12 protein-coding genes and 1 pseudogene are annotated in these 13,626 nt (G+C 60.5%); all 13 read right to left on the reverse strand.

The features are described from left to right. Window positions 1-13: 13 nt before the first annotated feature. The 13 genes and pseudogenes from AC25MA_RS15060 to serC all read right to left on the reverse strand — a co-directional run bounded on the left by AC25MA_RS15060 (window position 14) and on the right by serC (window position 13,611). Window positions 14-1,294 carry an O-antigen translocase gene (locus AC25MA_RS15060; RefSeq protein WP_486972178.1) on the reverse strand — a complete coding sequence of 427 codons (1,281 nt, stop codon included), beginning with the start codon at window positions 1,292-1,294 and terminating at the stop codon, window positions 14-16. Then, on the reverse strand, window positions 1,294-2,409 hold the full coding sequence (locus tag AC25MA_RS15065; protein WP_486972179.1) for a DegT/DnrJ/EryC1/StrS family aminotransferase: 1,116 nt from the start codon (window positions 2,407-2,409) through the stop codon (window positions 1,294-1,296). The genes AC25MA_RS15060 and AC25MA_RS15065 overlap by 1 nt, the downstream gene beginning before the upstream one ends. Further along, window positions 2,406-2,870, reverse strand: a complete 465-nt coding sequence (locus tag AC25MA_RS15070) for an acyltransferase (RefSeq protein WP_486972180.1) — start codon at window positions 2,868-2,870, stop codon at window positions 2,406-2,408. The genes AC25MA_RS15065 and AC25MA_RS15070 overlap by 4 nt, the downstream gene beginning before the upstream one ends. Beyond that, window positions 2,863-3,294, reverse strand: coding sequence for a sugar 3,4-ketoisomerase (locus tag AC25MA_RS15075; protein WP_486972204.1), 432 nt, complete (start codon window positions 3,292-3,294; stop codon window positions 2,863-2,865). Before AC25MA_RS15075 ends, AC25MA_RS15070 begins: the two co-directional genes overlap by 8 nt. A 3-nt stretch (window positions 3,295-3,297) precedes the next feature. Continuing rightward, window positions 3,298-3,843: pseudogene (rfbC, locus tag AC25MA_RS15080) on the reverse strand (dTDP-4-dehydrorhamnose 3,5-epimerase); the annotation flags it as partial. 276 nt (window positions 3,844-4,119) lie between these two features. Next, entirely contained in the window at window positions 4,120-5,544 is a 1,425-nt protein-coding gene (locus AC25MA_RS15085; RefSeq protein WP_486972181.1) for an MBL fold metallo-hydrolase RNA specificity domain-containing protein, read from the reverse strand. Between the two features lie 100 nt (window positions 5,545-5,644). After that, window positions 5,645-5,908 (reverse strand): lipopolysaccharide assembly protein LapA domain-containing protein, encoded by a 264-nt coding sequence (locus AC25MA_RS15090; RefSeq protein WP_486972182.1) that lies wholly within the window; start codon window positions 5,906-5,908, stop codon window positions 5,645-5,647. A gap of 16 nt (window positions 5,909-5,924) precedes the next feature. After that, window positions 5,925-6,221 (reverse strand): integration host factor subunit beta, encoded by a 297-nt coding sequence (ihfB, locus tag AC25MA_RS15095; RefSeq protein WP_486972183.1) that lies wholly within the window; start codon window positions 6,219-6,221, stop codon window positions 5,925-5,927. Between the two features lie 308 nt (window positions 6,222-6,529). Beyond that, window positions 6,530-8,206 carry a 30S ribosomal protein S1 gene (rpsA, locus tag AC25MA_RS15100; RefSeq protein ID WP_028690822.1) on the reverse strand — a complete coding sequence of 559 codons (1,677 nt, stop codon included), beginning with the start codon at window positions 8,204-8,206 and terminating at the stop codon, window positions 6,530-6,532. 123 nt (window positions 8,207-8,329) lie between these two features. Next, window positions 8,330-9,016, reverse strand: a complete 687-nt coding sequence (gene cmk / locus AC25MA_RS15105) for a (d)CMP kinase (RefSeq protein ID WP_028690823.1) — start codon at window positions 9,014-9,016, stop codon at window positions 8,330-8,332. Further along, window positions 9,013-11,220, reverse strand: a complete 2,208-nt coding sequence (locus AC25MA_RS15110) for a bifunctional prephenate dehydrogenase/3-phosphoshikimate 1-carboxyvinyltransferase (RefSeq protein ID WP_486972205.1) — start codon at window positions 11,218-11,220, stop codon at window positions 9,013-9,015. Before AC25MA_RS15110 ends, cmk begins: the two co-directional genes overlap by 4 nt. Window positions 11,221-11,431: 211 nt before the next feature. After that, window positions 11,432-12,526 carry a prephenate dehydratase gene (pheA, locus tag AC25MA_RS15115; RefSeq protein WP_028690825.1) on the reverse strand — a complete coding sequence of 365 codons (1,095 nt, stop codon included), beginning with the start codon at window positions 12,524-12,526 and terminating at the stop codon, window positions 11,432-11,434. Beyond that, a complete protein-coding gene (serC, locus tag AC25MA_RS15120) occupies window positions 12,526-13,611 on the reverse strand; it encodes a 3-phosphoserine/phosphohydroxythreonine transaminase (protein ID WP_028690826.1) in 1,086 nt (361 codons plus the stop codon). The genes pheA and serC overlap by 1 nt, the downstream gene beginning before the upstream one ends. Window positions 13,612-13,626: the final 15 nt, after the last annotated feature.

Consider the following 13,626-nt stretch of genomic DNA (forward strand, 5'->3'; position numbering starts at 1 on the left):
TGCGTTCCAATACTCAGGCCTGACCGTCGACAGGTTTCGTTCGGTGCGATGTCCTGAGCACGAATGCAACGCTCACCACCATGAAGATCCAGTAGACCAGGTAGTTCAATGCATAAGCCTTGACTACCCCCTGCAAGCCGTCACTTCCCGTAAACCAGACGGTCAGTCCGTAAAAAAGCGCAGCGAAAACAATTTCGCTGACGATATAAAGCTTGAACATCGCCTTGCCCAGCATGACGAAAGCGAAAAGCCAGCTGCCAATTTTCAGTACATCGCCCAGCAACTGCCAGGCGAACAACTCACGCATCGGCAGGAAGTCCGGCGTGAACAGCAGGTGGATAATGAAATCGCGCAGCAAATAGACAACCAGGGAGCACACTGCCGCCACTGGCAGGATCAGCGCATAACCGCTGCGGATCTCACCAAAGATCGCCCGCGCGCCCTTCAACTCCGACAAACGCGGCAAGTAATAGACGCTCAGGGTCATGGTGACGATCATCAGGTAGGCACTGCTCAAGCGCCACATGGCCTCCCAGTAACCGGCCGCATCGATGCCAAAACGGTGGGTCAGGTGGTTTCGAATCAACACCTGGGCAACCGGAAGGCAGATTGCCGTGGTCACGGCCATGGCCGCGAACTTGGACAAGTCGAGCAGGATTGCCGGCTGCCATCGACCGAACAGCAGGTGCATCTTGAACCAGGACGCTCGCCTGCAGACAACGACAGTGGCGAAGAAGATCACCGCCTGACCGATACCGATGGACAACAGCGCACCATACAGGCCGAACTGAAAGGCCAGCCAACTGGTCAACAGCAGCGAAACCAGACTGCCGGCGATATTGGCAATGACATAACGCCCCACATCCTTGCGGCCATTGAGAATAGCCAGCAAAAGCGCGTTGAGGGTGAAGAACAGCAGCGAACAGGCCACGGCGATGAACACACCGTAGAAACCCTCATCGTGCAGGAAATACGCCGCCAATTGCCGACTGAATACACCAACCAGCAACGCCGTAAGCAAAGAGCCTGCCGCAGCCAATGCCGTGGCCGACTGCCAGACTTTCGACTGCCGCTGCAAGTCGTCGGCGTACTCTGCCGTGTATTTGGTGACACCGGTGTTGACCGCCCCGCTCGACAACGTGGTGATCATCGTCAGCGCATTCTGCAACTGGCCGATCGCGGCGTAGCCGGACGGCCCCACGTAAACAGCCAGTACTTTGTTCAAGACGAACATGCTGAGCGTCTTCACCAACACGGCGATGCCATTCAGCAGACTGGTCCTGACCAGCGACATCAGCCAGCTACCACCGGCTGAAACGCATTGCAGGCCGCAATGACACGGTCAACCTCCTGCTCGGTCAGCGTCGGCCCCATTGGCAGACTCAACACCTCATCATGCAATCGCTCGGTGAGCTCGAACGACAGGGCGTTGAATTGCGGATAGGCCTCTTGCCGATGCGGCGGAATCGGGTAGTGGATCAGGGTCTGGATCCCCTGGCTCGCCAGGTACTCTTGCAGCGCTGCGCGCTGCGAAGTGCGCACCACGAAAAGATGCCAGACGTGCTGTCCGGGCTGACCAGCGTCCGGCAGCACGATGTGTGGATTTTCAATACCCGACAGATAGCGCTGGGCAACCGCTTGCCGTTGCTCGGTCTCCTTGTCCAGGTAAGGCAGCTTGACCCGCAACATCGCGGCTTGCATTTCATCCAGGCGGCTGTTCACGCCTTGATGGATATTCTGATACTTGGCGTGCGAACCATAGTTGCGCAACGCCCGCAAGGTAGTGGCGAGCGCTTCGTCGTTGGTGGTCACCGCGCCAGCATCACCCAAGGCGCCGAAATTCTTGCCCGGATAGAAGCTGAATCCGGAAGCATCACCCCAGCCCCCCGAACGCCGACCCTGCAACTGGGCACCATGGGATTGGGCGGAGTCCTCCAGTACCAGCAGGTTATGCTCCTGGGCGAACTGCATGATCGGCGCCATATCAACCAGGCGACCATAGAGGTGAACCGGCAGGATCACACGGGTTCGCGGCGTGACAGCCTTGCGCAGCCCATCGACGTCAATGTTGAAACTGTGCTCATCAGGCTCAACCAGTACCGGAACCAGATCATTCTCGGTAATTGCCAGAATACTGGCGATATAGGTGTTGGCCGGTACCAGCACTTCATCGCCCGCCGACAGCTTGCCCAGCAATTTCCAGGCTCGCAGGGTGAGGGTCAGGGCATCCAGGCCGTTGGCCACGCCGATGCAGTGAGCGGTGCCACAGTGCTGGGCGAATGCCGACTCGAACTGCGCCAGCTGTTCACCCATGATGTACCAACCGGAGTCGATGACATCGGTACAGGCCTTGATCAAAGCCTCTCGGTACTGAGCGTTGACCGCTTGGAGATCGAGAAATTTGATCACTGTTCAATTGTCCTGATAACGCGCGCGGGATTGCCTACGACTACGGCATAAGCCGGAACATCCCGGGTGACGACTGCACCGGCACCTACCATTGCATGCTCACCAACCACGACACCTGGTAGCAAAGTCGCATTGGCGCCAATACTCGCTCCCCGCTTCAAGGTCACCCCTTTAAATGCTTCAGGGTAAACTTTGGAACGTGGCATAGGATCATTCGCAAACGTCGCGTTCGGACCAATGAATACATCATCCTCAATTCGCGTGCCATCCCAAATATACACACCCGATTTGACGGTCACACGATCACCAATAACAACATCACCCTCGATCAGTGAATGCGCGCAAATATTACAATCACGACCGATACGCGCGCCTGTCAAAATAACGACATACTGCCAAACGCGAGTACCTGCACCAATCTCTTTACTTTGAACATCCGACAGATCGTGAAAATTAGGCATGTCGCACCATTTCTATAAATTGCTTATAATTACGGATATAATCCGACTCATCGTAGTGAGCATCTGCAAGCACCAGCAGAACACAGTCATCACTAAAATCATGCATTTCATGCCAGACCATGGGCGGGATAACTATCCCCTTGTCAGATGCATCGAGCCAGTGCTCGATACGCGTCGTACCATCGTCCATTAGCATCCTGCAACGCCCTGAAACGCACACGGCCAGCTGTATCAATTGTCGATGAGCATGAAAACCACGAGACACGCCCGACTTTGTACCAGTCAGGTAATAAGCGCGCTGGATGGAAAACGGTACATTGTCATTGACCTGCAGGGCCACAAGCGCACCTCGATCATCTCCCTTGACCTCGAGCTGTATCAGCGCTGAAGGCGCCGGCAGCTGACGTGCGAGCCTCTCCACCATTAACTCCGCATACCTTTGCGCCTCGCGGTCTTTTTCACTGATGATCACGCCATCCTGCATCGGCCATTCAATGGCAAGATCCGCATCATCCCAGCGAATACTGCCCTCGCATTCCTTGTGATAGACATCGGTGGTCTGGTAGAGGAAATGCGTGTTGTCCTCCAGCGCCACGAAACCGTGTGCAAACCCTTCCGGAATCCACAACATGTGATTATTTTGGGCGCTCAGTTCCACACCGACCCACTGCCCCGCGGTTGCCGAACCGGGACGGATATCAACGGCGACGTCGAACGCCGCCCCTTGGGTGACCCTCACCAGCTTGCCCTGTGCATGGGGGGCATGCTGAAAGTGCAATCCTCGAAGAACGCCCTTTTTCGAGACCGAATGGTTGCCCTGGACAAACGCTCGCGGCGCGGGCAACCCTAACTTGCCAAGCTCGGCATGAAAGCGCGGCTCATTGAACGACTCCATGAACCATCCTCGATCATCGGTAAACACCGTAGGTTCGATCAGTACGACATCGGGAATGGACAACTGGGTTAATTTCATGAGCAGCCTATTACTGTGAAGTTTCTCCGCAGCACACCCAAGGCGAAACGGCAGGCCCATCCGAGCGACCACCGACCAAGCTTGATCCGTACCGAGGCGATTCAATCATAAGGAGCCAGCCTTCCACTCTTTACCCGACCTCAAGGTACTGCCAGGGGGCGTGGAATGCCTCATCCGAAAAGGCGCTATTTAAGCACAACCAGGCCGTGCTGTGCTTGCTCATGTACATGAAACGGCGCGTCAGAGCGCCGCCTCAAACATTACAGAATCGACCCGTTAAGCAATCGACACCACCATCCCCGAGCCTTGCGCATGCTGCTCCAGCGCTTTTGCCAAGGCCTGCTTGGCCCCTTGCTCGCCATGCACCAGCACCACCTGCCTGGCCGGCCGCTCGCGACACAGGGCGAAGCGAACCAGTTCATCCTGGTCCGCATGCCCCGAATACCCCGCAAGTGTGGTCACCTTCGCCCGGATTTCATACATCCGCCCATCCAGATCGATCTGCACGAACCCCTCTGCGCCTTCGCTGGCCTGGATCACCGCACCGGGCGTCCCTTTGGCCTGATAGCCCACGAACAGCACCTCATGCCGGGTATCGCCAAGCATTGCCTTGAGGTAGTTGACAATTCGCCCACCCGAACACATGCCATTGCCGGCAATCACGATAGCCGGACGACCGGTGCTCTTCAGGTAATTCACCACCTGCTGATGGCGCGCATGGGTATCGACGACGATCAGCTGGCGAAACCCCAACGGATCGCGCCCCTGAACCAGCCGATCCCTGGCCTCGTGACGCCAGAACTGATGCAGATCCCGGTAGACATCGGTAATACGCCGGGCCAATGGGGAGTCGAGGATGACCGGCAACTGCGACCACTCGGGGAAATCACCCCGCCCTCCCACCGAAGGCTTGTTCAGCAAGGCCTTGCGATGCAGGACCTCCTCTATTTCGCACAGTATTTCCTGTGTTCGCCCCAGGCTGAACGCCGGAATGAGGATCGTGCCATCATCGACCAAGGCTCGATCAATGGCCCGCTCAAGCCGCTGGCGACGCTCACCCCGGCCATGATGCAGACGACCACCATAGGTACTTTCGAGCACCATCAGGTCGGCCCGCTCCGGCACCACCACCGGCCGCAGCAACGGGTTATCAGGCGCCCCAAGATCGCCGGAAAACACCACGCGCACACCGTTGCCAGAGCAGGTCACCTCGCACTCAACATACGCGGAACCCAGCAAGTGCCCAGCCCGCTGCAAACGAATCGCACAATGCAGCGCCGGACTCTCGAGGGCGACATGCCAGCACTCGAATGGCAAGGGAGCGATATGCTGCCGCACGAACGCCAGATAGCGAGCGACCTGGGCGGGCTCGCTACTGACCGTCAGCCGGTAAGCATCCTCGAGCACCAGCGGCAACAATTGCGCAGAGGGCTCGCTGCAATAGATCAACCCACGAAAGCCCGCCGCGAACAGGGCTGGGATTCGCCCGACATGATCGATATGGACATGCGTGATGACCAACGCCTGAACCCCGGCGACGTCAAAATCGATCGAACCGAATGCCGACCCAGCCCCAACATCCACACCCTGCTCCAAACCGCAATCGATCAAGAGACTGGTGGCAGGACCAAGATGGAGTTGATGGCAAGAACCGGTGACACCGCGCGTACCACCGTGATGGGAAAGGAATGGATAGGTCATTGCGCCAGGGCCTCGAATCAGAGAAAGAGACGCACCATTAGGTCACGCCCTTCATCACCGACACAGCACCCGAACGCGCCGCTTCCTGTAAGAAGCGTCCTTAACGCCCGACCAAGGCATCCTGGCGGGCACTCGCCCGAATTTTACGCTTTGCGCGCATCAGACCGTAGAACCCCAGCAGCGGGCCAACTGCCAGGCCAAGCACCAGCGCCGCAATAACCAAAACAGCCACTGGCACTGCCGGAGCCGTCCAGCCAAACATCACGAGGGAAACGGTTTGCTGGTTCTCCAGCACGAAGAACAACACCAAAGCCGCCAGCAGCAGCACGAACAGCGCCACCAGGGCGCGCTTGAGATTACGCATCAGCCTGCTCCTTCATTCAGAGGTCCGCGTGCTCGTCTTCATTGACCCGATCACGCAGCTCCTTGCCGGGCTTGAAGTGCGGCACATACTTGCCTTCGAGGCTGACCGACTGGCCGGTCTTGGGATTGCGCCCTACCCTTGGTGCGCGGTAGTGCAGGGAAAAGCTGCCAAAGCCACGGATCTCGATGCGATCCCCGGTCGCCAGGCACTGCGACATCTGCTCAAGCATGGTCTTGATGGCCAACTCGACGTCCTTGGACGAGAGCAGCCCCTGATGGGTGACAATACGTTCGATCAGCTCCGACTTCGTCATATTTTTCCCTTCGTTATCAAGCAGCTAGATCATTGCTTAATCAGTTTGTAGCACGCTCTGGCGGATTTGAACAGGGTGGTTCTTGACTAAACAAAAAAATTCAAGATAGACACCAGCGAAGGCAAAGCCCATCGATACCAACGCAGCCGTACTGCGGCATGGCATGCATGCCAACCGCAAGAGCTTATCGCCCGCATACCGCGCACGGCCTCAGAAATATCTACAAACCTTGTGGGAACCAACCTTTAAATCGCAGACACAAAAAAAGGGCGACCCGAGGATCGCCCTTTTTACCGATCAAACAGAACTCAGTTCTGCTTGGCCATTGCTTCGCGCAGCAGCGCAGCCATGGTGGTGTCGGCAGCCGCTTCCGGAGCGTTTTTCAGGCTCTGGATGGCTTCGCGCTCTTCAGCATCGTCCTTCGACTTGATGGACAGGCTGATAACGCGGGACTTGCGGTCGACGCTGATGATCTTGGCTTCGATCTCTTCGCCTTCCTTCAGCACGTTACGGGCGTCTTCAACGCGGTCACGGCTGATTTCGGAAGCCTTCAGAGTAGCTTCGATGTCGTCGGCCAGGGTCACGATAGCGCCCTTGGCGTCAACTTCCTTGACGATACCTTTGACGATAGCGCCCTTGTCGTTGACAGCAACGAAGTTGGAGAACGGATCGTCTTCCAGCTGCTTGATGCCCAGGGAGATGCGCTCGCGCTCTGGGTCAACCGACAGGATGACGGTTTCCAGTTCGTCGCCCTTCTTGAAGCGACGCACGGCTTCTTCGCCAGCTTCGTTCCAGGAGATGTCGGACAGGTGAACCAGACCGTCGATGCCGCCGTCCAGACCGATGAAGATACCGAAGTCGGTGATCGACTTGATGGTACCGGTGATCTTGTCACCCTTGTTGAACTGGCCGGAGAAGTCTTCCCATGGGTTCGATTTGCACTGCTTGATACCCAGGGAGATACGACGACGCTCTTCGTCGATGTCCAGAACCATGACTTCCACTTCGTCGCCAACCTGAACGACTTTCGACGGGTGGATGTTCTTGTTGGTCCAGTCCATTTCGGAGACGTGCACCAGGCCTTCAACGCCTTCTTCCAGTTCAGCGAAGCAGCCATAGTCGGTCAGGTTGGTGACGCGAGCCATGACGCGGGTGCTTTCTGGGTAACGGGCTTTGATAGCAACCCATGGGTCTTCGCCCAGTTGCTTCAGACCCAGCGAAACGCGGTTGCGCTCGCGATCGTACTTCAGGACCTTGACGTCGATCTCGTCACCAACGTTGACGATTTCCGACGGGTGCTTGATACGCTTCCAGGCCATGTCGGTGATGTGCAGCAGACCATCGACGCCGCCCAGGTCAACGAACGCACCGTAGTCGGTGAGGTTCTTGACGATACCTTTGACCTGCTGGCCTTCCTGCAGCGATTCCAGCAGAGCTTCGCGCTCGGCGCTGTTTTCGGCTTCCAGGACGCTGCGACGGGAAACGACAACGTTGTTGCGCTTCTGGTCCAGCTTGATGACCTTGAATTCCAGCTCTTTGCCTTCGAGGTGGGTGGTGTCGCGCACTGGGCGGACATCAACCAGGGAGCCCGGCAGGAACGCACGGATGCCGTTAACGTCGACAGTGAAGCCGCCTTTAACCTTACCGTTGATAACGCCCTTGACCACTTCTTCGGCAGCGAAAGCAGCTTCCAGAACAATCCAGCACTCGGCGCGCTTGGCTTTTTCACGGGACAGCTTGGTTTCGCCAAAGCCGTCTTCGACCGCGTCCAGCGCAACGTGAACTTCGTCACCGACCTTGATGGTCAGCTCGCCAGCTTCGTTGATGAACTGCTCGAGCGGGATGACGCCCTCGGACTTCAGGCCAGCGTGAACGGTAACCCAGTCGCCGTCGATGTCGACAACGATACCGGTGATGATGGCACCCGGCTGAAGATTGAGGGTTTTCAGGCTTTCTTCAAAGAGTTCTGCAAAGCTTTCGCTCATTTTAATTCCTGTAGATTCGGGCGAAACAAACGCCCATAGCCACATTCCAGACAATGTGGGTTTCGTTAAGTAAAGAAGAACTGGCAGGACGTTGACTGGTGCCCCTGCCCGCTCTCCTCTCCATCAGGCCAGGTCGCGCAGGGCGAGCTCGCTTCTGATGCGTTGCAGCACCTGCTCGATGGACAACTCCGTGGAATCCAGCTGAATGGCATCGGCCGCCGGCTTAAGCGGGGCCACTGCGCGCTGGGTGTCACGCTCATCGCGCGCACGGATCTCATCTAGCAGACTTGACAGACTAACATCTTCACCCTTGCCCTTCAACTGCAGGTAGCGGCGACGGGCACGCTCCTCGGCGCTGGCGGTGAGGAAGACCTTGAGCGGCGCGTCGGGGAACACCACGGTGCCCATATCGCGACCGTCGGCAATCAAACCCGGCGCCTCGCGGAAGGCGCGCTGACGCTGCAGCAGCGCCTCGCGCACCGCCGGCAGCGAGGCGACCATCGATGCGCCGGCACCGACGGTCTCGGTACGGATGACATGACTGACATCCTCGCCCTCGAGAATGATCTGCTGCAATTTGCCCGGCTCGGCAGCGATGAACTGCACGTCCAGATGGGCGGCCAGGGCCTTGAGCAGCTCTTCGTTGGTCAGGTCGACGCCATGATTGCTGGCATTGAACGCCAGCAGGCGGTACAGGGCGCCGGAATCGAGCAGGCGCCAGCCCAGCTCGCGGGCCAGCAGGCCCGCCACGGTACCCTTGCCCGAGCCGCTCGGCCCGTCGATGGTGATGACCGGTGCTTGCGAATTCACGACTTGCCCTCTTCGGCGACGCGGATTCCGACTTCCTTGCACAGCGCCAGGAAGTTGGGGAACGACGTGGCGACGTTGGCACAGTCATGGATCACGATCGGCGCGCTGGCGCGCAGCGAGGCGATGCTGAAGGCCATGGCGATGCGATGGTCACCGTGGCCGTGCACTTCGCCGCCGCCGATCGGGCCGCCGTCGATGATAATGCCGTCCGGCGTCGGCTCGCACTTCACGCCCAGGGCGATCAGGCCGTCGGCCATCACCTGGATGCGGTCCGACTCCTTGACCCGCAGCTCTTCGGCGCCACGCAGCACCGTGCGCCCTTCGGCGCAGGCAGCGGCGACGAACAGCACCGGGAACTCGTCGATGGCCAGCGGCACCAGGTGCTCGGGAATCTCGATACCCTTGAGCTTGGCGCCGCGCACGCGCAGGTCGGCCACCGGCTCGCCGCCGACTTCACGCTGGTTCTCCAGGGTGATGTCGCCACCCATCAGGCGCAGGATGTCGATCACGCCGGTGCGGGTCGGGTTGATACCGACGTGCTCCAGGACCAGCTCGGAACCTTCTGCGATGGAGGCCGCCACCAGGAAGAATGCCGAGGAGGAAATGTCCGCCGGTACTTCGATGCGGGTAGCGGTGAGCTTGCCACCAGACTGCAGGGAGGCCACCGGGCCGTTCGACTCGACCGCGTAGCCGAAGCCGCGCAGCATGCGCTCGGTGTGGTCACGGGTCGGCGCAGGCTCGGTGACGGTGGTGGTGCCCTCGGCGTACAGGCCGGCCAGCAGCAGGCAGGATTTGACCTGGGCGCTGGCCATCGGCAGCGTGTAGTTCAGCGCCTTGAGCTTATGACCACCACGGATGGTCAGCGGCGGACGGCCTTCAGGGCCGGTCTCGACCACAGCGCCCATTTCGCGCAACGGATTGGCCACGCGGTTCATCGGGCGCTTGGACAGCGAGGCGTCGCCAGTCATGGTGGTGTCGAACGGCTGCGCCGCCAGCAGGCCGGACAACAGGCGCATCGAGGTACCAGAGTTGCCGACATACAGCGGGCCGGGTGGCGGCTTGAGGCCGTGCAGGCCGACGCCATGGATGGTCACGCGTCCGTGGTGCGGGCCTTCGATGACCACGCCCATGTCACGGAAGGCCTGCAAGGTGGCCAGGGCGTCCTCGCCCTCGAGGAAACCTTCCACCTCGGTGGTGCCTTCGGCCAGCGAGCCGAGCATGATCGAGCGATGGGAAATCGACTTGTCGCCAGGTACGCGGATCCGTCCGGACACGCGGCCACCCGGTTGGGCCAGGAAAATCAGATCGTTGGCGTTCATAGCGTCCACATAGGCCCGGCGGGCCAGGATTTTACTGAAATGCTCGCGGGCAACCCGGGCGCGGGTGAACACACCCAGCAGTTGGTGCCCGTCCCCAGCATCGACCGCGTCGCGCAAGGCGTCGAGGTCGCTGCGAAATGTATCGAGAGTGCGCAGGACCGCCTCGCGGTTGGCGAGGAAGATGTCGTGCCACATGATCGGGTCGCTACCAGCGATTCTCGTGAAATCGCGAAAGCCCCCCGCAGCGTACCGGAAGATCTCCAGGTTTTCATTGCGCTTGGCCAGCGAATCGACCAGGCCGAAGGCCAGCAGGTGCGGCAGGTGACTTGTGGCGGCCAGGACTTCGTCATGGCGCTCCACCGGCATGTGCTCGACATCGGCGTCCAGCGCGCGCCAGAGGCGGTCAACCAGGGCCAGCGCCTGCGGGTCGGTTTCCGCCAGCGGCGTGAGAATCACCTTGTGGCGACGGAACAACGCGGCATTGGAGGCCTCAACGCCGCTTTGCTCGGAGCCGGCGATCGGGTGCCCCGGCACGAAGCGCGGCAGACGCTCGGCGAACGCTTCGCGCGCTGCACGCACGACGTTGCCCTTGGCGCTGCCCACGTCGGTGATCACCGCGTCACCCAGGTCAAGCTGGGCCAGGCGGGCCAGGACTTTCTCCATGGCCAGGATCGGTACCGCCAGCTGGATGACATCGGCGCCGACACAAGCGACGGCCAGGTCCGCCTCGCAACGGTCGACCACGCCCAGCGCCACGGCCTGCTTGCGCGACTCGGCATCCAGGTCGACACCGACCACCTCGCGGCTCAGGCCGCTTTCACGCAAGCCCTTGGCGAAGGAGCCGCCGATCAGGCCGAGGCCGACCACGACCAAGCGGCCGACAATCGGTGCGGATTTGTTTGTTACAGCATCAACCACGAGTGCGAACCCTGTTCAGAAATCTAGGCAATCTGCGAGACCCACTGGGGCTGCGTTGCAACCCATCGCGACGCAAGGCCGTTCCCACAGGACTCAGTACAGCTTCAAGGCCTGCACAATACCTGTGGGAGCGGCCTTGTGTCGCGATGGGGCGCGAAGCGGCCCCGGCAATCTCAAATCAAAGCACCGCCTTCGGATACGAACCCAGCACCTTCAGCGCCACAGCCTCCTGGCTGATCTGCTCCAGCACCGCCTTGATCAGCGGATCGCGGTGATGGCCGACGAAGTCGATGAAGAACACGTAGGTCCACTTGCCGCTGCGCGACGGACGGGTCTCGATGCGCGTCAGGTCGATGCCGTTCTCGTGGAACGGCACCAGCAGCTCATGCAGCGCGCCCGGCTTGTTGCTCATGGAAACGATGATCGAGGTCTTGTCGTCGCCGGTCGGCGGTACTTCCTGGCTGCCGATCATGAGGAAGCGCGTGGAGTTGTCCGGGCGGTCCTCGATCTTCTCGGCCAGGCGGGTCAGCCCGTACAGGTTGGCCGCCATGTCGCCAGCGATCGCCGCCGAGTTCCACTCGCCCTTGACCCGCTTGGCCGCCTCGGCGTTGCTGGAGACAGCCACGCGCTCGACGTTCGGGTAATGGGCGTCCAGCCACTTGCGGCACTGAGCCAGCGACTGGGCATGGGAGTAGATGCGGGTGATGCTGTCGGTCTTGGTGTTCTCGCCCACCAGCAGGTGGTGGTGGATACGCAGCTCCACCTCGCCGCAGATCACCATGTCGTGCTCGAGGAAGCTGTCCAGCGTATGGCTGACCGCGCCTTCGGTGGAATTTTCCACCGGCACCACGCCAAAGTTGACGGCACCGGCCGCCACTTCGCGGAACACCTCGTCGATGGCCGCCATCGGGCGGCTGACCACGGCGTGACCGAAGTGCTTCATGGCGGCCGCCTGGGTGAAAGTGCCTTCCGGGCCGAGGTAGGCGACTTTCAGCGGCTCTTCCAGGGCCAGGCAGGAGGACATGATCTCGCGGAACAGCCGCGCCATCTCTTCGTTGTCCAGCGGCCCCTTGTTGCGCTCCATGACACGCTTGAGCACCGCGGCTTCACGCTCGGGGCGATAGAACACCGGCGCCTCGCCTTCGGCCAGCGACGCGGTCTTGACCTTGGCCACTTCCTGGGCGCAACGGGCGCGCTCGCTGATCAGCTCGAGGATCTTCTCGTCGAGGCTGTCGATGCGCACGCGCAGGGCCTTGAGTTCCTGGTCGGACATCAGCCGTGCTCCTTCTCGAATTCAGCCATGTACTGCACCAGCGCCTCGACGGCCTCCAGGCCCAAGGCGTTGTAGATCGAGGCGCGCATGCCACCCACCGAACGGTGCCCCTTGAGGTTCAGCAGGCCACGGGCGTCGGCGCCAGCCAGGAAGGCCTTGTCCAGGCGCTCGTCGGCCAGGCGGAACGGCACGTTCATCCACGAACGGGCGTTGTGGCTGATCGGGTTGGTGTAGAACTCGCTGCCGTCGATGAAGCCGTACAGGCGGTCCTTCTTGGCACGGTTGCGCTGCTCCATGGCCTCGACGCCACCCTGCTCCTTGAGCCACTCGAACACCAGGCCCGAGAGGTACCAGGAATAGGTGGCCGGGGTGTTGTACATAGAGCCGTTGTCGGCCGCGATCTTGTAGTCGAGCATGGTCGGGCAGCTGCTGCGGGCGTGACCCAGCAGGTCTTCACGGACGATCACCACCACCAGGCCGCTGGGGCCGATGTTCTTCTGCGCGCCGGCGTAGATCAGGCCGAACTGCGACACGTCGGTCGGGCGCGAGAGGATGTCGGAGGACATGTCGACCACCAGCGGGACGTCGCCGGTCTCGGGCACCCAGTCGAACTGCAGGCCGCCGATGGTCTCGTTGGACGCATAGTGAACGTATGCCGCGTTCTTGGTCAGTTTCCACTCGTTCTGGCCTGGGATGGCCAGGTAGTCGTAGGGCTTGGCGCTGGCGGCGACGTTGACGTTGCCGAAACGACGCGCTTCCTCGATGGCCTTCTTCGACCAGATGCCGGTCTCGACGTAGTCGGCGGTGCCATTCTCCGGCAGCAGGTTCAGCGGAATCTCGGCGAACTGCTGGCTGGCGCCGCCCTGCAGGAACAGCACCTTGTAGTTGGAGGGGACGGACAGCAGGTCGCGCAGGTCCTGCTCGGCCTTTTCGGCAATGGCCACGTAGTCGTCGCTGCGATGGCTCATTTCCATTACCGACAGGCCCTTGCCGCGCCAGTCCAGCATCTCGGCCTGGGCACGCTGCAGGACAGCATCGGGAAGCGCGGCGGGGCCGGCGCAGAAGTTAAAGGCTCGTTTGCTCACATCCACTCTCGCTCT

It is taken from the genome of Pseudomonas sp. P65(2024), assembly GCF_057480955.1.

Excerpts from the sequence above, each read along its gene's own strand:
- AC25MA_RS15075 (WP_486972204.1), bottom strand. The coding sequence starts at position 3,294 with ATGGTGGAGAGGCTCGCACGTCAGCTGCCGGCGCCTTCAGCGCTGATA.
- pheA (WP_028690825.1), bottom strand. The coding sequence starts at position 12,526 with ATGTCCGACCAGGAACTCAAGGCCCTGCGCGTGCGCATCGACAGCCTC.
- AC25MA_RS15085 (WP_486972181.1), bottom strand. The coding sequence starts at position 5,544 with ATGACCTATCCATTCCTTTCCCATCACGGTGGTACGCGCGGTGTCACC.
- rpsA (WP_028690822.1), bottom strand. The coding sequence starts at position 8,206 with ATGAGCGAAAGCTTTGCAGAACTCTTTGAAGAAAGCCTGAAAACCCTC.
- AC25MA_RS15060 (WP_486972178.1), bottom strand. The coding sequence starts at position 1,294 with ATGTCGCTGGTCAGGACCAGTCTGCTGAATGGCATCGCCGTGTTGGTG.
- AC25MA_RS15090 (WP_486972182.1), bottom strand. The coding sequence starts at position 5,908 with ATGCGTAATCTCAAGCGCGCCCTGGTGGCGCTGTTCGTGCTGCTGCTG.
- ihfB (WP_486972183.1), bottom strand. The coding sequence starts at position 6,221 with ATGACGAAGTCGGAGCTGATCGAACGTATTGTCACCCATCAGGGGCTG.
- AC25MA_RS15070 (WP_486972180.1), bottom strand. The coding sequence starts at position 2,870 with ATGCCTAATTTTCACGATCTGTCGGATGTTCAAAGTAAAGAGATTGGT.